A 26,333-nucleotide genomic window follows, 5' to 3' on the forward strand; every position below is an offset into this window, starting at 1 on the left:
CAAAGTTGAGCAAAAACGTAGAATGGTAATCTATTTATATAACCTTACGTGATAACGTGAGGTTATTATTTTTTTAATAGGAGAGGAATTATGAAAAAAGTATTATTAGTTGATGGTATGGCACTATTATTTCGTGCTTTTTACGCAACAAGTGTCTACGGACAATTTATGAAACGACAAGATGGAACCCCTACGAACGGGATTCATGGTTATATGAAACACTTGTTAACAGCTACGCAAGCGATCGAACCAACACATATCGTTACATGCTGGGATATGGGAAGTACGACATTTAGAACAGAATCGTTCTCGAATTATAAAGCAAATCGTGCAGCGCCACCAGAAGAATTAATTCCTCAATTTGATTTAGTGCAAGAAATGACTGCGAAATTATCCATTCCAGTTATCGGTATGAAAGGCTACGAAGCCGATGATTGTATCGGTACGCTTGCAAAACAATATTGCAATGAAGCTGAAGTTTATATTTTAACTGGTGATACAGATTTACTTCAACTTGTTGATAAGAACGTTACAGTTATGCTTCTGCGTAAAGGAATTGGAAATTACGAATATTACACACCGGAGAAAATCATGGAAGAAAAAGGTGTAGAGCCGTGGCAAATCGTCCATGCAAAAGCTTTCATGGGAGATACAAGTGATAATTATCCAGGTGTAAAAGGTATCGGTGAAAAAACAGCGTATAAGCTTATTCAAGAGCACGGAACAGTATCCGCTGTACTAGAAAATGTAGAATCATTAACGAAAGCGCAGCGTACGAAGATTGAAAGTGATTTAGAGAACTTAAATATTTCGTTGCAATTAGCACAAATTCACTGTGAAGTTCCAATTTCATGTGCACTAGAAGAGGGACTACACACAATGGATGAAGAAAAACTTAAATTTGTTTGTGAAGAAATGAATTGGGGAAGACCTGAAATATTAATAAATATGCTATAAATAGTTTAGAAAGAGGGATGTTGCATAAGTCGAACTTTGACTTATGCAACACCTTCTTTTTGTTTTTATAAACAGTATTATAGTAAATAAAATTATGTCGAAATCAATTTTAAATATATAAATGTTTCGACAAGATATAATGATAAAAGTTGATGGAAATAGTAATTTTTATAATGAAGTGAATTAATTTCAACATAGTTTTAGAGAGTCTTTTTTTCGTGTTCACAAAGTTGTCAGAAAATAAACGGAATTTTCATATGAAGTTCAAATAGAATTCACAACAATCAATTATTATAAGGACACACAGATAATTCTTTATCTTTTATATAAACCATCCCCCAAGGAGGACAATGAAAATGAGAAAAAAAGTGAGAAAATCTTTTAAACAATTATTAATTGAAAATAAACAATCACTATTAAATAATAAAGAAAATATGAAAGAAATTGAAGAAAGAATTGAGAAACGACATGTAGCATATAGTGGTGCCAGTAATTAAATAAAATAAAAAAGATAGCCTATATAGGCTATCTTTTTTATTTTATATTGAAAAAACGCTATTCATCTCTTTAATTTTGTAAATATGCAAGATATTTTTATAGTGTTTTTCTATCAATATTACTCATTTTTCGAGGTTGAAATTGGTATATACCAATTTTTGAGATTTACTATTCATAATATTACAAAAAATGTTACAATACACTCAAATTTATACTATAAAATCATTTTAATATGAAAAATTGGAATGAAAAGAAAGGAGAGGAATATGAATAAAGATGTCGCTTTGAAATGATTAGTATCATTTCATTAGGAGTTGATGTAAAAAGATGAAGAGATACGAAGAATTGGACTCTATAAGAGGGATTTCTTCATTAGTAGTAATGATTGGTCATCATTTAATGATTTTTTCAGCATTTCAAAATTACAGTTATGAAGATAATAAACCATTTGTTGTGTATCTATTAAAAGAAACACCTGCTCGTCTAATTTTTAGTAGTGGTAACGAATCTGTTATTATCTTTTTTGTTTTGAGCGGATTTGTTTTGTATGAATCTATTCAAAAAAACTATAGTAGCTATGGGTCATACCTTTTAAAACGTATATGCAGAATATATATTCCTTATATTGTGGCAATAATTATAGCGATTATATGCCAGACTACAATTAGTGAATATGGTATTTCTTATTTAAGTGAATGGTTTAATCGCTCATGGACGATTGAAAGTTCTTCAAGCTTAATCGCACAACATATTTTATTGGTTGGGAAATATAATACAGATGCATATAACGGTGTGATTTGGTCGCTTGTCCATGAAATGCGAATATCAATAATTTTCCCGTTAATTTTGATGATTTGCTTACGAAAAACGTTAAGGGGTTCATTACTATTATTGTTTAGTTTTAGTATATGTTCTGTCATCATATTATTTTTGTTTCGTTCGGGCTTAACATTAACAAGCTATGCATTAACTTTGCATTATACGGTGCTATTTTTACTAGGAGCACTAGTTGCGAAGTATAAAAATAATTTAATAGTTTTTTATAGTAATTGTACTAAAAACACGAAAATTGCATGGTTTTTATTTGCGATTTTACTTTTTATGTATGAAGGGCTTATTGGAGAAATGAAAGTGCTCAATAATTTTATATTTCGAGACTATGTAGTGGCGATAAGCGCATGTCTATTTGTCATATTAAGCTTGTCAATATCAACTTTGTCGTCCTTACTACGTAATAAATACTTGTTATATTTGGGGAAGATTTCTTACAGTCTTTATTTATATCATATTATATCGTTATTTTCCCTTATATACATGCTCCATAAAATATTACCGTTGCCTATTATTTTAATTTTTTCACTTGTTTTTTCGTTTATATTTGCAATGCTTTCGTATATATATGTAGAAAAATTTGCATTGAGAGTCGGAAAGTATGTAACAAAACAAGTGGATAGAAAGGAGAAAGGGTTATCTGTAAAGAGTGACTTGCAGGATGTTATTCAGAAAAGGGCGGTGAAATAATTGAAGCAAGAAATGAGTATAAAAGATTTTCAACAATTATTGAAAAGAAGATTCGTAACGATTATTTTAACGATGTGTTGTTTAACCGCTTCTTTAGTTCTTATCTCTATGTATGTTTTAAAGCCGTCATATCAATATTCAACGCAAATTCTTGTTGGGAATTTAGATGAGTTTAATAAGGAAAATTCAACAAATAAAACACAAGAAAATAAGCAACTAGTAACATCGTATGTCGATATTTTAAAAAGCCCATTAATTATTTCAACAGTTAAAAAAACTTTGAAATTAGAGCAATCAAGTTATGAATTAGCACAAAAAATCTCGGTGGTAAATACGGACAACTCACAAATTGTAACTGTTACAGTAAAAGATTCCAATCCGAAAGTCGTGAAAGACATAGTAAAGGCATTGGCAGAGCAATCACAAAAAAGCTTTCAACAGTACACAAATGTACAAGGAGTGAAAGTATTAACTGATCCTGAGTTACAGGAACAGGCCGAAAAATTGTTTCCGAAATTTCAACTAATCATTCCTATTTCTTTAATTGTTAGTTTTTTTGTTGGTATAGGTTTAGCTGTATTTCGAGATTATTTTGATGAACGTATATACGTGGAACAGGATTTAGAGAAAATAACTACAGTTTCTGTTATTGGTTACATAAATATGAAACCGAATAGAAAAAAGAAACCTACAGAGGTTGATAAACAATCATCTATATATCGAGGTGAACATGTCGATGTTTAGGACAAAGAAACAGCTGCCATTCAATATGCATGATGATCTGATGAAAGAGCAGTTTTATACGGTATATCACGAGCTGAAAAAATCTGGAAAACAACTGTTCACAGTTAGTTCAACGAAGGACAGAGGTGTTGTTGCCTCGCTTATAGTAAATATGGGGCTAGTGTTTGCGGAAATGAAGAAAAAGGTGTTACTTATTGATGTGAATTTTTCTGACCCTAAACTACATGTATTATTACAAAGTAATCACATGATAACAGTAAACGATATAATAAGTTCTTCCCCCTGCAATTATGAATCTTTTTCTAGTAATTTGTCTAAATACTTATATTGTATTCCTGCAAAAAAAACAGTACACACAGGGACACCCTTAATTGCTATGGATGAATTTGATAATGCGATTGCTAAGTGGAAAGAAGATTTTGATTACATTTTCTTTTATTCCTCTGAAGTATTTGACCTTCCTGCTACGCACATTATTGCAGGGAAGTGCGATGGAGTGGTTTTAGCAGTTAAAAAGCGAAAAGATTCACTACGTACAGTGCAAAAAGTAATAGCGGATATAAAGAGAAAAGAATGTGAATTAATAGGTATAATTTTATATTCTTGAATGTGGGGGTAACGATCCATGATTCGTGAAACAAATCAAGCCAAGTTGTATACGATTCCGGCTCAAGAAAAGCCTAGCATATTGAATCGAAGTGTAAAACGCTTGTTTGATATTATATTTTCAATCATATTGTTACTATTAACGATACCAATTATGTTGTTCTTTTGTATTATGATTACTTTAGAAACATCAGGGGCTCCAATTTACTTTCAAGAACGTTTAGGTATAAACGGGAAGAAGTTTAATGTATTTAAATTAAGGTCGATGGTAAAGGATGCTGAAATGAACGGACCACAATGGGCAAAAGAACATGATCAAAGAATTACAAAAGTTGGATTGTTTATAAGAAAAACGAGAATTGATGAATTACCACAACTCTTAAATATTTTAAGAGGAGATATGTCTTTTGTAGGTCCTAGACCAGAGAGAGAGTTTTTTTATAATGAATTTGATGCGTATATTCCAGAATTTAAGGATCGTTTAATGGTAAAACCAGGCTTAACAGGATGGGCACAAATAAATGGAGGGTATAATCTTGATCCAAAGGAAAAGTTGAGGTTAGACATGGAGTATATTGAAATGAAAACGATTCGGATGGACATCCGTATTTTATGTAAGACCGTTTTAATTGTATTGAACGGTAATGGTGCAAGATAAATATATATGTAAACAAACAACATATGTAAGTAGGTTACTTGCAAAGGAGAACTGGTATGGGTAGATCTATTCTAAATAATATTATCCATCTATTTTATAGCACGATTTTAGCTAACCTTCTTCAGGCTGTCAGTTTAATTGCTTTAGCAAACTTTTTTAACGCACAACATTATGGGATGTTTAGTGTTGCCATAGCAGTGACGTTTGTTATGTTATTTTTTACAGACTTAGGACTTAGTAATACATTTCTTCGAGAAGGGGCAAAGGATGGAGCAGATTTAGAGAAGATTTTATCATCGTATATAAAAACAAGAATGATTCTACTTATTTTTATTTCTATCATCGGTTATATTTCTATTCATTATATGTATGTAGATAAAAATTTAATTTATATGATGATAAACGTAATGTTTTTCATGTTAATAGGATTAACTTGGCAAAACATAGGGATTGCCTATTTTCAACTGACGGAACGTATGAAGTATATAGCGCTCATTAAAGTTGTATCATCATCGGTTGTTATTATAATTACATGTTTTTGTATTTTCGGAGAGTTACCGGTGTATGTAACGGCTCGCTTATATGCTTTTGGGTATATGATCGGCGGTTTATTCAGTATATATATCATGAGAAGAAAGACGAAAATGAATATGAAAGTCGTAATTCATAAAGCGTTATTTTGGCAATTAACTCCTTTTATTATTAGCGGTTTTTTAATAATGGGTACGCCACAATTAGCGCCTATCTTGCTTAACTATACATTGCCATTAAATATGGTAGGTGTTTTTGCAGTGGCGTACCGGATGCCAGCAGCTTTATATCAAGTACCGGGGGTAATTGCAGGTGCATTTTTTCCAGTGCTCTTTAAGCATTATAACCAGAATAATTTAGAAGAGCATACGAAATTAAATTTGCTTCAAATTAAATCAATGGCGATTGTAGGAATATGTATGACGATCGGTTTATATCATTTAGCACCATACTTTATTTCTATATTTTTTCATGAAGAATGGAGCAATGCAGTAGAACCACTCCAAATATTATCATTTCTTATTGTGCTACAAAGTTTAAATATTGCCATTGCTGACGGTTTAACGACGAGTGGATGTCAAAATAAAAGAACTGTTGTGCAGTGTGTAGCATTGGTGATAGGTGGGTTTATGCTTTATAGCTTTAGTAGTATTGGTGGAGTGATAGGAGCGGCATACGCTATGGTTTTATTTGAAATCGTCGCTTTAGTGGGATATATAGCGGTAAGTGTAGTGAAGAAAAAAATTGTATTCCAAATTGTAATACCGTATACAATTTATTTTGGTGTAACCTTTATTGGAGTGCAATATATAGTGCATACATATCATTTGATTGCGCTTGTTCTTAATATACTAATTGTAGTAGCTGCCATATTCCTATATGATTATGAGCTAAAAAAACTTCTTCTTTCTTTTATAAGAAAAATACGCAAAAAGGATTATATTACGAAACAGGGGATATAGCCTATGGGAAATAATATGAAAGTATCGATGGGATGGATTATTCTTCTAATATTATTTGTTATGTTAAGTAAATACAATTTATATATTGGATTTTCATTGAAGGTATATATGATTTTTTTAGTCATATATTTTTGTTTAACAATTAAAGACTTTCATATTCAAAAGTTATATTTTCATGAAGTTGTATTTTTACTGTTTTATTTCATTTATTGTTTAAGTGGAATTCTTTCTATGTATTTAAATGCTAGTATTCGTATGATTTTTGGCGTGCTACTCGTTTTAGGATGCTATTTTATAATGAGGAATTTATTGGGGAATACTGAAATAGTGGTACTTGAATCATCTATTGCTTATGTAGGAGTAGTATTTAATGTTGTAAGTCTAATACTCTATATAATCGGTTTACAATACTTTGGTTTATACGGTGGAGAAGAGAGAGAAATTTTTGCTGGGTTATTAGTTGATAGAGGATATCCACGGTTAATTGGATTGCTAGATGATCCTAATATTTTCATTTTCTATAATACAATATTTTTTATGTACTATATGACGAATTTACAAAATATCACCAATATATTAGGGTTGATTTTATGTGTTACGACGAGTCTATTAACCTTTTCAAGGGGCGGTATATTAGCTCTTGTACTTGTCGTTTTTGTATATATATGTATGTCTAGTTTCGTTAAAAAAGTAAAAATAATTATGAGCTTAGTATTGTTTAGTTTAGTTATTTTTAGTTTATCGAATAGTGTAATGGGGGGCCAATTAGATGACATATTAAATAAACGAATCTCTGATTTTTCCCATGATAATGGAAGTGGTAGATTTACATTATGGGAAGCTGCTTTTAAATATTATTTATCCAATCCATATATCGGAATCGGTGCTTTTAACTTTTCGAATTATTATGAGTATCAATTTAATGAAAAATTATATGTACACAATACATTTTTAGAAATTTTGTCTGAATCGGGTACAATTGGTTTTCTTCTATATAGCGCGTTTTTATTCATATTAATGTTCAAGCTAGCGCAGCATACTTTATTTCGTGAAAAACCATACCTTCTATTGACTATGATTGCATTTTTATTTCAGATGATGTCATTGTCACTCATTATTAACGAAGCGTTCTTTTTATTTTTAGCAGTTGTTGTGAAGTATATTTCAATATATGAAGGAAGGAGAAAGATAGATGGTAAAATGTCTATCAGCACATAACGAGCCGCCTTATGTTTCTGTAATAACACCTTCTTATAATAGTATACGATTTATAGGTGAGACAATTTTATCTGTACAGAATCAATCGTATGAAAACTGGGAAATGATTATCGTTGATGACTGTTCAACCGACCACTCTGCCGCAAAAATTAAAGAGATAATAGAAGGAGACTCACGAATTAGGTTATTATCATTAAAAGAAAATGTCGGTGCTGCTAAAGCTCGGAATTTAGCGATTCAAGAGGCGAGAGGAAGGTACATTGCCTTTTTAGATAGTGATGATATATGGTTGCCGCATAAATTGAAGACACAATTATTATTTATGGAAGAAATGAATATTGCTTTTTCATATGCGTCGTATAGTTTAATTGATGAAAATGGTAATGAACTAAATCGCGAAGTGAGTGTACCAAAATCTGTTGACTATCATTATTTAGCAGGGAATACAATTATCGGGTGTTTAACAGTGATGATTGATCGTGAAAAAATTCCGTATGTCGAAATGCCTAGTATACAGCCGGAAGATACAGCGTTATGGCTGAACTTATTACATGAAGGGTATGAAGCAAAAGGGATACAGCAAGTATTAGCAAAATATAGAATTGTTACAAATTCTGTTTCTAGAAATAAAATTAGAGCAGCTTTCCGGTATTGGAAATTGTTAAGGGAACAAGAACGACTGAATTCGGTGCAAATTTTTTACTATTTTAGTAAGTATGCTTATCATGCTTATAAAAAAAATAAAATCAATGTAGTTGGGAAGACGCAATTATGAATATACTGTTGATGACAGATAAATTGATAACTGGCGGAGCCGAGAGCTATTTCTGTAAATTGGAAAGTAATTTGCATTATGAGGATTTTGAGATTTATACAGCTGCAGGTAATGGAGAACTATATGAATCTCTTACTAGAAAAGAAAATTTTATATTACTTAGTCGATGGAATCATTTGAGAAATATTTATTATTTACGAAACGAAATTTGTAAACGAAAGATAGAACTTATTCATGCAAATAGTTTGCGAATGGTATTATATGCTTTGCTACTTCAAAAGTTTATTAAAAAAAAGATAAAAATTGTTTATACGAAACATAATGTAACGATATTAGAAAAGAAAATGCCAACGCTTTTTCGTTATTTCATGAATAAATATGTGAACAATATTATTACAGTAAGTGAGTTTGAAAAGAATAATTTAATCTCAATTCATGTAGCAGAAGAAAAAATAAATACAATTTATAACGGTGTCGATATTGAAAAGTTTTTATTCCAGCAGAAAAAGAAAGAATCTACATATAAAATAGGGATATTAGCTAGATTATCCAAAGAGAAAAACCATCAACTATTTGTCAAAATTGCAAATGTGTTGAAAAAGAGACATGATTTTCTGTTTTATATTGCTGGTGATGGACCAGAGAAAGAATCGATTATGAAAGAAATAGAAAAATATGGATTGCGACAAAGTGTAAAGATGCTAGGAAATATTTCAGAACCGCATGAGTTTATAGGGAAAATGGATGCCTTACTTTTATTATCTTTTCGTGAAGTATTTCCAATGGTAGTAATTGAAGCGATGGCTACAGGGACACCAATTGTTTCAATAGATGTTGGCGGAATACATGAAGCGGTAATAGATGGAGAATCAGGTGTTTTGGTATCTGAATATTGCGAATTGGAATTCGCAAGTGCACTGGAGGAACTACAAGGGAATGAAGAAAAGGTAAATGCTATTAGACTCGAAGCACGAGAGAAAGCAGTGAGGTATTTCTCGTTAACTAAAATGATAGAAGAAACGAAAAATATATATGAATTAAACAAATGACCGGGTAGGTCGTTTGTTTTTTTTATTATAGAAACTTTTAAGAGAGAACTCACATATTATATGAAAAAGGTAATATGAGGAGTGAATTTATTTTGTCAGAATATATTTCTTCCCAAGAAGGTTGTGTGCCAGAAAGTAGCGTTCATATTAATTGTTTTGGCGCAGTTCCGAACTCAGGAAATGATAGTTCATTAGCAATTCAACAAGCTATTGATTATTGTGTAGCTAACCGAATTTCGACGGTAAGAATTACAGGAGTAAATACGTACAAAATTGTAAAGCCAATTGTTATTAAATCAAATGTAAGATTAGAGTTAGATCCTACCGTAACGCTGCAAATTGATGGGGATTTTAATGCATTTGAGCTACAAAGTAACGCTTCGGTAATTGGTGGTACTATTCAAGTTATAAATCCATTGTTTCAATCTGCTGTTATTTATGTTTCTGGTTCACAACAAATCGAAGTACCTAATCAATCGGTTATATCAAATATAAATATAGTAAATGCAACCCCATCGTATAAAGGAAAAGCTATACATTTTTATTGTCAAAAGGCATGGGATTTTATTAGTTTCTTTCAAGTTAAATTTATTCAAATTAAAAACTTTCAAACTGCAATACATTTGAAGACAGAATATATAAATGATATCAATACACCTTGCTGGATTAACGCCAATGTATTTCAATCTATATTTATTGATGGATGCGGGTATGGGATTGAAGTAGATGGAAATAGTGATTTGCCAAATGAAAGTTCAGGAAATACGTTTCATGATATTCAAGTGCAATGTAGACAACAAACGAAAAAAGTAATTCGTTGCTCAGGTGCGTATAATACATTTGATTGTATGATTTGGGATACGTACCGGATGAGTAGTGAACAAATTGTCATTGAATTTTCTTCTAATTCTCATCGTAACTACCTTTTTTCAAATCTGCTTTCGACAACTATTGTAGATAAAGGGCAATACAATGTTTGTAAGTCTACCTATGAAGAATCTCTTCGAATTCAGTTACCGATTACGTTAAATAAACCTCACTTAATAGGCAATCAAGATGATATATTAGTAAATGCTCAGCAAAAGTATATTGTTAAGCAAGTAAGTGGGAAAGTACCGTACGGTGGAAATCTCGCAAATTGCTTTAATTTAATAGATGAACAAAGTGTAAACTATATTGACGTTCCAGATAGTAATCCAGTTGTCATTGAACTGGATTTTACGAAAAAACCAATACAAATGTTAAATTGTTTTGGAATGTATTTTGGATGGGGAGAAAGCGCGAAAAAAATTAAAATTGAATATGCATTAAGCGCAACTGGAAATTGGGTTATCGCATCGGATGTTCCATTAAATGTAGGCGATACAATTATATCGAATATGAAGGCGAATCAACTATATAAAGTAAGAATTACATTAAGTGGTTATTCTCAAGATCATAAGCGTTTTCGAATTAATCGCATTTTTGCAAGGTCTTCTATGGAAAATGGGAATGCTTGGTTAGCTACAACTGGTGGAAGAATGTTTGGAGATATTGAAATAGAGGCAAGTAAAGGCATAATCATGAAGACAGCTAGTGGAGTGAAATGGAAAGTTACTATTAATGAAGCTGGCCAACTTATTACGACTAAAATAACTTGAGGTGATGCTTAATTGTATATCCTTGGACGAGTTATAACGTAGTGTGATAAAGGCAATGAAAAAGAGATTGTAATTTGGTTTCAACCAAACTACAATCTCTTTTTTAATTTAATTCCACCAAATCCAAGTCCAAAGGTAATTTCTTGCATTTTGGGGAGTAATCCGTATGAAGCGTTCACCGTCAAAGAAGCAATTTAAATTTGGAAGTGTTTCGTCTGGATTTTCTGGAACAAAGGTGACGATGTTTTCGTTGCTTGTAACGGTTACTGTAATTGGTGGATCGGTAGGCGAGACTTGAAGTTGTAACGAAATATTGGCCGTATTTTTAAATTGATTATTAATAGGTGGACTTATTACTTGTACGGTGAATAACACGATAATTGTTTCAGTTGGCTCTAAATTAGTGGCAACTAGGAAACCGATATTTGGGTTCGCTAGTGGAGAGCGTTCACCGTTAATAAAGACAGTGCCGTTTATAAATTGTAAACCTGCTGGAATGGTATCTTGTAAAGAAATATTTGAGAGTGAAATTTCGGAAGTATTTGTAATACGCACCGTGTAATCAAAGTATTGGTTTAAATAAGCGGAGCTGACGGAAGCGTTTTTCGTGACTGTTGCAGTTACAAATTGAACTGGTATACGAACAATATTTGAATTAACAATGAAAGTAATAATTGGATCCTGTGGTGTCAATTGAAAAGCAGCGGTAACTGTTGCAGAATTTATAATTGTACTGTTTGAAGGAATAGAAGTTACGAGAACTTGAAATGTTATAGTTGCTACTGTATCTGCAGATAAAGAACCAATATTAATACCAGTGTCTGGACGAACATTTTGAACCGAAGTACCGTTAATTGTTACGCTATTTTCTATAAATGTTGTACCAGCTGGAATGCTGTCTATAACAGAAGTACTGATTGTCGGAATGGGGGAGTGATTAAATACCGCTAATGTGAATGTAATGATATCTCCTATAACGACAATAGATTTGTCAGTTGTTTTTTCAATGCGAACCATCGGATCAATGACTGTCGTTGTAACGGTATTTGTTTGTTTTGTAATTGTAATAGGTGGTTTTGTTGGATCAATGATAACGGTATAGGAAACAGAAGCATCATTATTAATTGTAGATTGAAGAGTAGAAGAAGATATTGTCACTTGGAACGTAATAATAACAGATTCATTAGGAGCAAGATTTCCTAACGTAATACCATTTTCAGGATTTTCATTAGGCTGATTGATTCCGTTAATCGTAACACTATCAGCAACAAAAGTCGTATCTATTGGTACGGTGTCTATGGCAAGAAGGTCTTCAATCGTTACATTACCGCTATTCGTAATCGTAATTGTATACGTTAAAGTTTGACCAGGTAAGGCATTCGTTACATCAACAGATTTTATGGCAATGACATTATCATTTTGGACAGTAGTTGTGACGGTATTTGTTGTAGTCGTATTTGTAACGGGTACGTTATTTGGGTTGACTATATAGTTAAAAGTAGTAATTGCGTTGTTGTTTAGTTCATTTGGTGTTGGAATAGAAGTCACAGTTACTTGGAATGAAACGATAGCATCTCCACCAACAATTATAGTGCCAATTGGTATGCCGCTTACTGGATTCACTCCTGGAAGAGCTTCTCCGTTTACAATGACGCTATTTTCTATAAACGTAGTACCTTGAGGAATAATATCTTGAATGTTTACATCATTTGTTGCAACATTACCGGTTTGATTTAGTGTAATCGTATACGTTAACGTATCACCAACCGTTGCAAATGCAAGGTCAACAGCCTTATTACTATTCAAATTCGCGTGATTAATTTCTGTTGCGGCAGCTGATGAAATAATAGTTTCGGTAATAGGTGGTCGATCTGGTACCGTGTATTCATATTCAATTGTACTCGTGTTAGAGATTGGATTTGTTTGTGGAATCGAAGTAACCCGTACTTGGAATAGAATAGTTGCTGTCGTATTAGGCGGAATGTTATCAATTTGTATACCGTTAAGAGGGTTGTCATTTGGCCGAGCATTGCCGTTCACGATAACACTATTCTCTATAAAGCTCGTATTTGCTGGGATGATATCTGTAACAATAATGTTTTCGACTTGTATATTTCCGTTATTTATGATGGAAATTGTATAAGGGATGATAGTTTGTAAGTCAGCATATTGGATAGGCGTTGTTTTTGTCGCAATTACATTAGCAGAAATAACTTCAGTGAAGGTAATATTGCTAGTCGATATTTGTTCTTCCGCGTTTATTGTATAACGAGAAGTTGATTGATTTTGAACATGGCCGCTAGCAGGAAGAGCTACGACGGTAACAGAAAATGTGACTGGGATAGAAGTGTTAGGAGTAATCGTTCCTACAAGTATACCTGCACTTGGATTGGCGTTAAGCTGAGGAATGTTATTTACTAAAACGCTACCGTCAATAAAAGTTGTTCCATCAGGTATATTGTCTGTAAATACAACAGCAGTGGCATCCGTATTCCCTGTATTCGTTAAAGTTGTTGTATAAGTTAAAATGTCACCAATTGTTACAGAGGTCAAATCAACAGTTTTAAGTGAAACGATATCAGCATCATTAATTTGAACGAAAGTAGTATTGGAAGTAGTAGATTTTTGAATTGGTGCAAAGTCAGGATTGAAAATAAAGTCGTAGACGATGTTTGCAGTATTAGGTGCTGGATTTACAACAGGTAAATTCGTAACGGAAACTTGGAATGTTATTGTAGCTATTTGACCTGCTGCGACATTAGGAATGGAAAAGCCGATATTCGGATCTGCTGCAGGAAGTACAGTATTGTTAACTATTACACTTCCTGGAATAAATACTGTTCCATCCGCTATAGTATCTGTAAAAAAGATGGAGTTAGTTGTAGTCGATCCGTTATTTTGAATGAATACTGTATATTCAATGGTTTCATCAATGTTAGCTAATACAGTATTAGCGGATTTTGTAGCAATAAGAATAGCATCAATAAATTGTATATTTGTACTATTGGAAGATGTCGTTTCTGAAATTGGTGGTGCGCTTGGGTCTGGTTCATACTCATAGTGAATGACTGCGATATTATTAATGTTATTTTGTGGCGGTATAGAGACTACGCTTACTTGAAAAGTAACAATAATTGTATTATTTGGAAGGATAATATCAAGGTTGATACCGGTAATTGGATTTTCATTAGGTCTCGGTATGCCATCTACAAGAATGCTATTTAGAACGAATGTGGTCCCAGCTGCAATTGCGTCAATTAGGAGAGTATTTGTAATAGGTACTGTACCGGCGTTTGTAACTGCGACTGTATATGTGATGATTTGACCAATGCGTGTAATGGATCTATTGGCGGATTTACTGGCACTAACATTTGCCGTCCGCACTTCAGTATTTACTGCATTTGATAACGATCTACGCTGAATAATTGGAGAACTAGGGTCAATTTGGTATTCGTACGAAGTGTCTGAAATATTAATGACTGTATTGCCCTCTGGTATATTTGTAAGTTGTACTTGGAATGAAATAGTGACTGTTTCATTTGGTTGTATCGTGCCGAGAGTTACTCCGTTTTCAGGATTAGCGCCAGGCTGAATTACATTATTTATTGCTAAGCTATCTTCAATGAATATAGTACCTTCTGGAATGTTATCAATGAAAACGGTATTGTTAGCTGGAACGCTTCCTATATTTTGAAGTGTATTTGTGTAGGTAATAATTTGCCCGATTGATACGAAAGTTACATCCGCACTTTTAACAGAAATAATATTTGCATTTTGAAGTGATGTTGTAACGATATTAGAATTTGCAGAACGATTTACTGGTGGGGCTGCAGGAATACTTACATATTGGTAAGTTGCTGAAGATTGATTTACAATTTCGGTTTCAGTAGGTGGATTATTTGTTTGCACTTGAAATAGTATCGTTTTGGAACTGTTTGCTGGAATTGTTCCAATCGGTATTCCGTTTTCTGGATTTACACCTGGCTGAAGGATACCGTTAATTGTGACACTATCGGGAACGAATGTAGTCCCAGCTGGAATAGAATCTGTGAAATTAATATTTATTGCGTCAACATTGCCGATATTTTTTACTTCAGAAATATAAAGTATAGTTCCGCCAATATCAACAGTTGTTGGATTGGATGTTTTTGTAATTGTCAATTGTGCTTGCACGAAATTTGTAATGACGATATTACTAGTAGATGTTTCAGTAATAGGCGGTTGCCCTGGGTCTGGCTGAATTGTATAAGTTGTGTTGGATTGATTTGTAATTGATTCTTGCGAGAATGAATCGTTAATAAGAATTTGGAACGAAATAAGGTGCGTAGCGTTTGCAGCTAGGTTAGGCAAAGTAACACCTACATTAGGATTGGCATCAAGTATAGCTGTTCCGTTAAGTGTAAAACTATTTTCTACAAAGGTAGTCCCTTGAGGGATAGTGTCTGAAAATGTGAGATTCGTAGTTGGGATATTTCCTGTATTTTCTAATGTTATTGTATAAGTCAAAATATCACCTGTTGTTGCTTGTTGTGCATTGACTGCTTTTAAAGAAAGGATAGTCGCATCCGAAATTTGTGTGAAAGCTGGATTCGAAGTAATTGTTCGAGAGATGATAGGAGCAGTTGGATCGGCGATAAAAGTATAGTCAATACGGGCTGTATTAGAAATTGGGTTCACGCTTGGAATAGATCGAACGATAACCTGGAATGTTACAGTGACGATTTCTGACGGTGCGATGGGGTTTAATGGTATTCCTACGTTAGGGTCGGCACCTGGAACGGAAACACTATTAATAGTTACGCTATTCGGAATAAATGCAGTTCCTTCTGGGACCAAATCTGTTAAAGTAACTGTATTTGCAGTAGTATTTCCGTTGTTTTGAACGACTACTGTGTAAGTGATTGTACCGTCAGTAGATTGTACGAGAGAATCTGTACTTTTAATTGCGGATAACGATGCATCAACAACAGCTGTATTAACCGTATTAGACGAGGATGTTGCTGTAACAGGAGGTTGACTTGGATCGACAATATACGTGTAACTTGTAAGTGCTTGATTTATAATCGCTCCTTGCGGTGGAATAGAACTTGCAAGAAATTGGAACGTAATAGTAGCGGAATCACCTGGTGCGATAATACCAACTGGAATACCAAGAGTTGGACTTGCATCTGGAAGTGAAATCCCGTTGAGCGTAACACTATTTGGAACAAATAATGCTCCTTCAGGAACTCCGTTAATGAGTAATACAGAGTTTGCAGGGAAGTTTCCAGTATTCGTTAATGTTGCTGTATACGTAATTACATCTCCGATAGATACGATTGTTCGATTTGCTTGTAAAACAGTTGTAACAGTCGCGTTATTAATTTGTGTTGAAGCGCTATTAGAATTTATCGTACTTGTAACAGGAGGAGAGGCTGGATCAACGATGAATGCGTATTGAATAGATGCTACGTTTGTAATCGGATTTGAAGGTGGGGTTGATGTAACAATGACTTGGAAAGTAACGGTTAAGGAACTACCCGCGTTAACTGTTCCGATATTAACTCCGTTATTTGGATTTGCGCCTGGAAGGCTACTTCCATTTACAGTAAAACTATTTTCAACAAAGGTTGTTCCTGCTGGAACCATGTCTGAGAAATTTACATTCGTAGCGTTTGTATTGCCATTATTTTGAATCAAAACTGTATAAGTGATTGTATCTCCAATATTTGCAAAGGCTGTATTAGTAGTTTTTACAGCTGAAAGTATTGCTGAATTAATAGAGGTAACGAAGACGTTCGTTTCCACATTGCCAGGTTGAGCCTGTAATGCATTGCCTACGTTATATTGGAAGTTAACAAATCCTAAGTTTTGGAGTTCAGGTGTGAGCGTTGTTGGGTTGCTTACAATTTGAACTTGGAATACGATTGTTACGATTTGATTTGGAGTTATTGTATTTATGCCAACGCCGTCAATGATAGAAGCGGATGTTAATGGAGTTCCATCAACAACAACTGATCCTGCAACAAATTGTGTCCACGATGGTATAGGGTCTGAGAATACAACATTGTTAGCTGGGATATTTCCTGTATTCGTAATAGTTGTTGTATACGTAATCGTATCACCAATCGTTGCAAATGCTTTATCTCCTATTTTAATCGTATTTAAAATAGCACTTTCAATTTGTGTTGAAACGCTATTAGAAGTAATGTTTTTTGAAACTGGAGGATTAGCTGGATTAACGATATATTGAAAGCTAACGCTAGCTTGATTAGTAATTGGATTTATAGGCGGAATTTCATTGGCATTAATATGGAATGCTACGATGACAGATTCGTTTGGCGCAATATCACCAATTGGAACGCCTGTAATGATATTTGCATTTGGGATGCTAGTTCCGTTCAGTGTAAAACTATTCGGTTCAAAGGAAGTTCCGTCTGGAATAAGGTCGGTAAAAATAACATTCGTCGCACTAACATTTCCGCTATTTGTAATTGTAACGGTGTAGGTAATATCCTGCCCGATATCTACCGTAGATACATTTGAATTTTTTTGTGCAGTAAGGGTAGCGCTATTAATTTGTGTTGTCGTTGTATTAGATTGATTGGAAGTTGTAATAGGTGGCTGGCTAGGATCAACGACATAATGATATGTGATAGAAGCAGAGTTAGAAATGGGATTAAGTGTTGGAAGTGTAATAACAGTTGCTTGGAATGTAACGATTGCCGCATTACCACCATTAATGGAACCAATATTTACACCAGTAGATAAATCAGCGTTTGGAATGGTTTGCCCATTAACTGTGAAACTATTTGGAACGAAACTTAAATTACTATCAAGAATGTCAATAATAGTTACATCAGTTGCAGTCACATTCCCGGTATTAGGGAGGTTAAGTGTAAATGTTATTGTATTACCAACATCCGCGAAAGTAAGATCTGCTGTTTTTGTGCTAATAATAGTTGCGTTGTTTATTTGAAGGAGTGTAGTGTTGGAAGTAGCTGTACTCGATACTGGCGGATTACCTGGATCAACAGTAAACTCATACGTCGTTGATGCTGTATTTGGTGCTGGGTTACTAGGAGGAATACTGTTCACTGTCACTTGAAAGACGATACTATATATTTCATTTGGTGGAAGTGTTGCAAGTAATACACCTGTATTTGGATTCGCGTTAGGTTGTAAAACGCCATTGACAGTTAATGTGTTAGGAACAAATGTGAGTCCACTTGGTAATACATCTGTGAAAACAATGTTAGTTGCATCGGTATTTCCTACATTGGTAATAGAAGTAGTATAAAAAGCAGTTTGCCCGATATCTGCAAAGGATACACTTTCATTTTTCGTCATGGATAATATGGCTTCTTTAATTTGCGTTGAAACAGGATTGCTAATTGAAGTTTCTGCATCAGGTGGTGAGACTAATTGGTACGATGTTGATGAGAAATTTACAATGGGGTTTTCCGTTGGTAATGACGTTACAGTAACTTGGAACGAAACGGTTACTGTAGTCCCGGCTGTTATAGTCCCAATATTCACACCATTCGATGGATCCGCACCACTTTGAGGAACCCCATTAATAGAGAATGTGTTTGCAATAAAAGTAGTTCCGCTCGGCATTGTATCTGTAAATATAACATTTTGTGCGGATGAGTTTCCATTGTTTGTTAAAGCGACAGTATAAGTGAGTGTGTCTCCAATACGACTAAAGGATTTATCGACTTGTTTTAATGAAAGAATGGTAGCTGTATTAATCGTAGTGAACAATGTGTTTGAAGTAACATTTCTTGAAACAATAGGGGCATTTGGATCAGCGATAAATGTGTAAGAAGCACTAGCGGAATTGGCAATAGGATTTTGAACAGGTGTAGAAGTAGCGGTAACTTGAAATGCTATAGATATTGAGCTGTTAGGAGCAATTGCTCCAATCGTTATACCTGTATTAGGATTAAGACCAATTTGCGTGATGCCATCTATTGTAACGCTATCAGTAATAAACGTTGTACCATCTGGTATAAGGTCGGTGAAAGTAATATTCGTTGCATTTGTATTACCATTATTCGTTAAAATTGTCGTATAGGTAATGGTATCACCTAGCGTTACAATTGTTTGATCAACTGATTTAATCATCATTATCATAGCATCTAATACAGGGTTTGTAACAATGTTTGTTGAAGTAGAAGTAGTAGCAGGAGTTCCGTTTGGATCAACAGTATAAGAATATAAAATTGTATCGTTACCCATAATTGAGCTTGAAGGGGGAACAGAAATCACATTTACTTGGAAAGTAACAGTTACTGTTTCACCAGGAGCGATATTTGGTATATTTACTCCGAGTGCTGGCTGTGCACCAAGCTGCTGGATGCCATTTATAGTGACCGAATCTGGTACAAAAGTAGTACTAGGAGGAATCGCACTTGTAAAAGTTATATTTGTAGCTGGTGTATTTCCTGTATTCGTAATAGTCGTTGTATACGTAAGTGTATCCCCGACGGAAATAATAGATTTATCAACACTTTTTGTTGTAGTTAATACTGCGCTATTAATGGTCGTTGAAACTGTATTAGATACAGCTGTTTGTAATGCAGAAGGTTGGCTAGGATCAATCACATGTTCAAATTGTATGGAACTAAAATTAGAGATAGGATTTATACTTGGAATGTTTGTAACAAGTACGTTGAGAGAAATAACGGCCGTTCCATTTGGGTTTATATTTCCAATCTGTATCCCGCTAGCTGGATTTCCGATTTGCTGTGTACCAGAATCGTTTGTAAGAGTGCCAGATATGAATGTCGTTCCGTCAGGTAAAATATCTGTGAAAATTATATTTTGTGAAGTGACATTTCCAGGGTTACTTAATGTAATTGTATAAGAAATTGTATCGCCAATCGTTGCGAAAGTTTTATCTACAGATTTGATTGCCACAATTTCTCCGGAATTTATTTGTGTCGCAACGGGATTGGATGTCGTACTTCTTGAAACGAGTGGTAAATTAGGTCCTGTAATAAATTGATAGTCAATGGAGGCACTATTTACAACCGGTGAGTTTGGTCCACCAGGTCCAATTGTGAAAATTGGATTTGGAATACTAACTACTTGAACGCGGAAGGTGACGTTTGTAAAATCTCCTGCAATAATATCCCCAATTGGTATTCCATTCGCTGGATTTACCCCAGGCAATAAAACTCCGCCGACTCGAACGCTATCTTCTATAAATATTGTGTTATTTGGAATAGGATCTGTAAAAATGATATTCGTAGCAGTTGTGTTCCCTACATTTTCTAATAAAACTGTATACGTTAAAAATGAATTTCCAGGTGCTACGTCAGAAAATAGTCGATCCACACTTTTCGTTGCTTGAATAATTGCTTCATTAATTTGAACTAAAGTTGGATTACTTGTAGCTGTTTCTGTCATCGGTGGCTGGGTAGGGTCAACAATGATCAAGTATGTCGTACTGGATTGGTTCAAAGTTGGATTTGTAGCTGGTATTGAGCCAACGATAGCTTGAAAGCTAATTGTTGTCGTTCCTCCAACTGGAATTGAGTCTAAAGAGATCCCGCTATCTGGTCTAAATCCAAGTTGTGGGAGGGTATTAATTTGTACGCTATCAGGAACGAATGAAAGTTCAGGTGGTAATATATCGATAAAAACAGGTGTGTTTGCGGTAGTATTTCCGCTATTAGTGAGAGTAGTTGTATACGTAATTGTATCGCCAACAGCGGCAAATGCACTGCTCGCAGTTTTCGTTGCGATAACGGAAGCTGAATTTACTTGCGTAAAAGTTGTATTGGATTGAACTGTTCGTGAAACAGGCGGTTCATTTATATCAACAATAAAGCTATATTGAAGCGATGATTTGTTCGGAATTGGATTAGGGTTTGGAAGCGTTGTGATGTTTACTTGGAAACTGAGTGTAACCGATGCATTTGAATTTAAGTTACCAATATTGATACCGTTTTGTGGATTTGCATTCGGGACGGTTACACCATTTATCTTAAAGCTATTTGGGACAAGGGTAGTACCGTTTGGAATTGTATCTGTAAAAACAATGTTGTTCGCAGTAGTATTTCCTGTGTTTGTAACAGATGAAGTGAATGTAATTGTATCACCAATCGTAGCGAAAGTTGTACTAGCACTTTTATTTATTACTAAAGTAGCGTCAATAATCGGTGTAACTGTTGTGTTTGTAACGGTACTACCAATAGCTGGCGTTTCAGCTGGATTCACTGCATATTCGTAGTTTACAAGAGCATTATTCGTTAAAGTTCCACTAGGTGGAATAGCCAGAATTTTCACTTGGAATGTAATGAAAGTAGTGTTTCCTGGTGAAATATCGTCTAAATGAATCCCTAATGAAGGATCTAATCCAGGTTGGGAAACGTTATTTATTGTAACGGAATTTGGGATGAAGGATGCACCTGGTCCAAGCCCATCTGTTAAAACTGTAGCGCTAGCAGGGATATTTCCTGTGTTCGTAACTGCAATTGTATAAGTAACGATATCTCCAATTGCAGCATTCGGTGTGTTCACTGATTTTGTAGCGATAATCGTGGCATTATTGATTTGAGTTGTTATTACGTTACTCAGCGCATTAGCGGATGCTGGAGGTAAGTTAGGATCTATGACATACTGATACGTTGTATTACTTTGGTTCGGGATTGGATTCGGGTTCGGGATAGAATTTACTTGTACTTGGAACGAGATGAGTGTATTTGCATTCGGATTTATTGGGTCGATTGCAATTCCGCTTGCTGGATTGACATTAGGCAGTGTATTCCCGTTTACAGAAACACTATTAGGAATGAACGATGTCCCGTTTGGAATTACATCTGTAAATATTACATTTGATGCAAGTGTATTCCCGTTATTCGTTAAAGTAGTCGTGTACGTAATAATATCATTTACGTTAGCAAACTGTTTATCTGCCGATTTAGTAGCGGCAATTGAGGCGTTATTAATAGTTGTCTGTACAGTGTTAGAAGCAACCATCTGCATCACAGCGGGTTTGGATGGATCATACGTATATTGGAATGTTGTGCCTGATTGATTTGTAATCGGATTTACAGCAGGGATAGTTGGTACAAAAACTTGGAATGCAACGGTGCGTGATGAATTTGCTCCTATCATACCAATCGAAATGCCGTTAGCAGGATTTGCATTAGCTATAGGGACATTATTAATCGTTACAGTATTAGGAATGAAGAGGGTACCCGCTGGAATGATATCTGTAAACGTTACATTAGCAGCAGGGATATTCCCGTTATTTGTTAAAATAGTCGCATATAATATGATATCACCGACATTAGCGAAGTTTGTGCTTGTTAGCTTTGTAGCAATGATATTAGCAGTATTAATTTGTGTAGTTACTATATTGCTAGCAGCGTTTCTAACAAGAGCAGGTAAATTTGGATCAGCGATAAAGCTATATTGAAGTGAAGCGCTGTTTTGAATTGGGTTTGGTGAAGGTAGCCCATTTGCACTTATTTGAAAAACAATCGTTGTAAAACCACCCGAAGGAATGGAGCCGACTTGAAGACCGGTACTGGGATCTGCACCTAGTTGTAAAGCACCACCTATAAAAATACTATTTGGTACGATAGTGGTGCCATTAGGGATTATATCAGTAACAATAACATTATTTGCTGTAGTATTGCCAAGATTAGCTAAAGAAATTGTATATGTGATTGGTTGCCCGACATCGGCGATAGTTAAATCTACTTCTTTGACAATAACTACATTAGCTAAATTAATTTGTGTACTTACAGTGTTACTTACAGATATTTCTATAGTTGGTGGATCTCCCGGATTTAGAATAAAACTATACTGTGTACTAGATGAATTTATCGTTGGGTTTTGTGTTGGTAAAGAGGTGACGGTTACTTGATAAGAGACGGTAAGTGAGCCGTTAGCAGGAATGGAAGGTAGTGGAACACCTATATTTGGATCTGCGTTATTTTGGAGTACACCATTAATAAGAAAAGTGTTTGGAATAAAGGTAGTACCGTCTGGATTTGTATCTACGAAAGTAGGACTATCAGCAGAAACACTTCCTGCATTCGTCAAAGTAACAGTATAAGTTAATATATCCCCTACGGTAGCGAACGCTTGATCCACTGTTTTTGCTGAAATGACATTTGCATCGTTTACTTGAGTAAATGTAGTGGTTGAAGTAGTGTTTTTATTTACAGGTGAAGCGTTTGGATCAACGATAAAGTTGTAGGAGACGAAAGCGCTATTTGAAATAGGGTTTGGATTTGGAATGCTAGTTATTACTACTTGGAATGAAGCTGTAATTGTAGTATTAGCATTGATGCTACCAATATTGATGCTAGCTGGTGTTATGCCCGGCTGAGTAACACCGTTAACTATAACACTGTTCGGTACAAAGGAAGTGCCATTCGCGATGGAATCGGATAGTAATACGTTGTTCGCTGCAACATTTCCATCGTTAGTAAGAGCAAAGGTGTAAGTTAATACATCGCCAACTTCCGCAAACGTCTTATCTACAGATTTATTAGCATGGAGATTTGCTAGTCTAATTGTAGATGTAACAGAATTAGAATTTGCTGTTTTTGAAGTTGGTGGCAGACTTGGATTTACAGTGTAAATGTAAGAGGCAAAAGCGTTATTAAGGATAGGATTTTGTGAAGTAATATTAATAACTGTTACTTGGAAAGAGAGGGTAAAAGTAGCTCCAGCAGGAATTGTGCCAATAGGTAAAGCAACGAGAGAATCTACATTTTGCAAAACGCCGTTGAGCGTTACCGAACCTAATGTTAATATCGTTCCATTTGGAAGTGGATCTGTTAGTTGTACGTTATTAGCGGCTGTATTTCCACTGTTTGTAATAAGGATTGTATAACCTATCGTTTCACCAATTGTGGCAAATTGTTTGTTAGTTGATTTTGTTAATGTTACATTCGCATTGTTAATTTGAGTGGAAACGAGATTAGAAGAAATGTTTTTTGTAACGGGTGATTGGATAGGATTGACGGTATATTGATAAGAAGCACTTGATCCATTAGATACGACATTTGACGCGGGTATTGTGTTTACTACTACTTGAAATGTAACATTTTTTGTTGTGCCGCTTGGGATGGATCCAATGTTCACGCCGTTAGCGGGATTTGCGCCCACTTGTGTAGTGCCATCTATTGTTAAACTGTTTAGAACAAAAGTTGTTCCAGTAGGAATGACATCTGTAAAAATAACATTGTTCGCATTTGTATTACCTGTACCTGTAAAAGAAACGGTGTACGTTAGTGTATCACCAATATCTGCAAAATTTTTATCTACTGCTTTTACCATTGTTACAGTAGCGTTATTCACTTGAGTAGATACGATATTTGTCGTATCAGTCCCACTTACTGCAGGTTGATTTGGTACAGGAATATATTGATATGTTGTTGTTCCACTATTTAATATTGGATTTGTTTGAGGGATAGAAGGAACGAGCACTTGGAATGAAATAGTAGTAGTGGAATTTGCGGCAATCGAACCAATTGATATACCATTAGCGGGATTTGCTCCAGCTTGAGTAACTCCGTTAACAGTTACACTTCCTGGAATGAAAGTAGTTCCGCCAGGAATCGGATCCGTATATATAACGTTCGTTGCAGCGATATTTCCTATATTAGCTAAGGCAATACTGTAAGTTAATGTTTCACCAATATCGGTAAAAATTTTGTTGACTGATTTTGTTCCATTAATATCTGCCAGGTTAATTTGTGTTCCAGCAGAATTGCTTGTTGCAAGACCGTTAAAGGTTGTTCCTCCGGCGATAGGTGTATATTGAAATGTAATATTAGCGGTATTAGAGATAGGGTTTTGACTTGGAAGAGAAACGACAGTAGCTTGGAAAGTTACTGTACGAGAAGCACCATTATTGATTGTTCCAAGAGATATACCAGCGGCGGGATTTGCGTTTGTTTGCGGGACATTATCTACTGTTACAGTGCCAGGTATAAAGGAAGTCCCGTTAGGGAGAATGTCTGTAAAGGTAACATTATTCGCCGGAAGAAGTCCGGTGTTAGGGATCGTAACTGTATAAGTGAGAATATCTCCAATTGCAGCAACACTTTTATTCACGCTTTTTGTTGCTTGTATAGTAGGTGAATTTATGTTGATTTGTAAACCGACTGTATTTAACATATACGCATCTCCGTTAGTTGTTAAACGGATTGCGGCGGACACTTGTGAGTTTGTTAAATAAGGAGAAATATCAATAGAAGTAATATCCCAGCCCTGTCTCCCAGCGGAGATGTTTGTGCCTGTAGAAGCACTTTGATTTCGCGTTCCAAATGTCCCAGTTGTATCTAAGTTTCCAGCAGCATTATTAACTTGAGAACCGAAGAAATTATTTACAGCATTATTTGGCCCAGATAAAGCATTTAATGAACTGAAATTTGGTCCAAATAATGCTTGATCCCCTATTAAATCTGCATCTCCTTCAATAGAACTTAAAAATAATCTCCCGCTTACAGGTCCTCCTGAAGGTGTTAAAAATCCAGAAACAGCTACATCTGCACTACCGGTATCAGCAGAAACACGGTTACCCGCTACATAAATGGTTAAGTTTCTTGCAGGCAATGTCCCGTTTTGATAAGCGACAATGAGTGTCCATCCAGCCGAGTTAATAGATCCATTTGAAGCATCTAAAGGATCAACAAGTCCAGGGACAGCTCCTGTAGTATAGGAACCAGAACCTCCCGCTTGAATAAGAGTTGTTACGTCTGCTGAACGAGTATAAAAGCCAAATGTAATAGAGTTTGAAACGAATGTTTGATTTGAAGCTGTAACAGCTGAAGGAGTAATTGAGTATGTTGAAACGGGTGTCGTAAATGAAATAGGATTTCCTAGAACACTTGTAATATTTTGATCGCGAGTTAAATAATTTCCTCCCCATATGAGTTCTGCGTAAAGAATAGTACTGCCAGCAGGGATATTTAAAATAGCGGTAGAACTATTTTGTGTATAGTTTAACGTTGTACCAGCAGGAAAAGTAGGAACTTGTAAAGCTGTATTCGTAGTTACGAACGCACCAATGGCCCCGATTGTACCAGCACGGTTTTGATTACTAATTTTACTTAAGCCTAAAGTATTACCTGTAATAGCGAGTGCGCCGTTAGTGGTGGTAGAAAATCGATTCGTAATGGGCATGTTGTCACCTCATTTACAATATAGTCTTGGTCA

At 34.9% G+C, this 26,333-nt stretch carries 12 protein-coding genes; 11 read left to right on the top strand and 1 reads right to left on the bottom strand.

What is annotated here, in order from left to right:
- Positions 1-90 precede the first annotated feature (90 nt).
- The 11 genes from MR160_RS10440 (at position 91) to MR160_RS10490 (ending at position 11,159) form a co-directional block, all read left to right on the top strand.
- Entirely contained in the window at positions 91-957 is an 867-nt protein-coding gene (locus MR160_RS10440) for a 5'-3' exonuclease (protein ID WP_000757068.1), read from the top strand.
- Positions 958-1,313: 356 nt separating this feature from the next.
- Entirely contained in the window at positions 1,314-1,454 is a 141-nt protein-coding gene (locus tag MR160_RS10445; protein WP_001228048.1) for an FbpB family small basic protein, read from the top strand.
- A 328-nt stretch (positions 1,455-1,782) separates the two neighbouring features.
- The gene (locus MR160_RS10450) at positions 1,783-2,976 is read left to right on the top strand and encodes an acyltransferase family protein (RefSeq protein WP_000833052.1); all 1,194 of its coding nucleotides are present in this window, start codon (positions 1,783-1,785) and stop codon (positions 2,974-2,976) included.
- Positions 2,977-3,720: a YveK family protein gene (locus MR160_RS10455; protein ID WP_242297325.1), complete on the top strand. Its 744-nt coding sequence runs from the start codon at positions 2,977-2,979 to the stop codon at positions 3,718-3,720.
- Positions 3,707-4,327 carry a CpsD/CapB family tyrosine-protein kinase gene (locus MR160_RS10460; RefSeq protein ID WP_041488115.1) on the top strand — a complete coding sequence of 207 codons (621 nt, stop codon included), beginning with the start codon at positions 3,707-3,709 and terminating at the stop codon, positions 4,325-4,327. The genes MR160_RS10455 and MR160_RS10460 overlap by 14 nt, the downstream gene beginning before the upstream one ends.
- 18 nt (positions 4,328-4,345) lie before the next feature.
- Positions 4,346-4,984, top strand: a complete 639-nt coding sequence (locus MR160_RS10465) for a sugar transferase (protein WP_000617647.1) — start codon at positions 4,346-4,348, stop codon at positions 4,982-4,984.
- A 56-nt stretch (positions 4,985-5,040) separates the two neighbouring features.
- Entirely contained in the window at positions 5,041-6,477 is a 1,437-nt protein-coding gene (locus tag MR160_RS10470; protein ID WP_136803974.1) for an oligosaccharide flippase family protein, read from the top strand.
- A 3-nt stretch (positions 6,478-6,480) separates the two neighbouring features.
- Positions 6,481-7,695 (top strand): O-antigen ligase family protein, encoded by a 1,215-nt coding sequence (locus tag MR160_RS10475; RefSeq protein ID WP_000527867.1) that lies wholly within the window; start codon positions 6,481-6,483, stop codon positions 7,693-7,695.
- Positions 7,670-8,470 carry a glycosyltransferase family 2 protein gene (locus MR160_RS10480; RefSeq protein ID WP_079245312.1) on the top strand — a complete coding sequence of 267 codons (801 nt, stop codon included), beginning with the start codon at positions 7,670-7,672 and terminating at the stop codon, positions 8,468-8,470. Before MR160_RS10475 ends, MR160_RS10480 begins: the two co-directional genes overlap by 26 nt.
- On the top strand, positions 8,467-9,519 hold the full coding sequence (locus tag MR160_RS10485; protein ID WP_001023692.1) for a glycosyltransferase family 4 protein: 1,053 nt from the start codon (positions 8,467-8,469) through the stop codon (positions 9,517-9,519). Before MR160_RS10480 ends, MR160_RS10485 begins: the two co-directional genes overlap by 4 nt.
- 92 nt (positions 9,520-9,611) lie before the next feature.
- A complete protein-coding gene (locus MR160_RS10490; RefSeq protein WP_000006070.1) occupies positions 9,612-11,159 on the top strand; it encodes a glycoside hydrolase family protein in 1,548 nt (515 codons plus the stop codon).
- Positions 11,160-11,267: 108 nt separating this feature from the next.
- On the opposite strand, the gene MR160_RS10495 is transcribed toward MR160_RS10490, so the two are convergent.
- Complete coding sequence (locus MR160_RS10495) at positions 11,268-26,300, bottom strand: DUF7507 domain-containing protein (RefSeq protein ID WP_242297327.1); 15,033 nt, start codon at positions 26,298-26,300, stop codon at positions 11,268-11,270.
- Positions 26,301-26,333 lie beyond the last annotated feature (33 nt).

Origin of the sequence: Bacillus cereus group sp. BfR-BA-01382 (assembly GCF_022663475.1) — a bacterium.
Classification (GTDB): Bacteria; Bacillota; Bacilli; order Bacillales; family Bacillaceae_G; genus Bacillus_A; species Bacillus_A thuringiensis_S.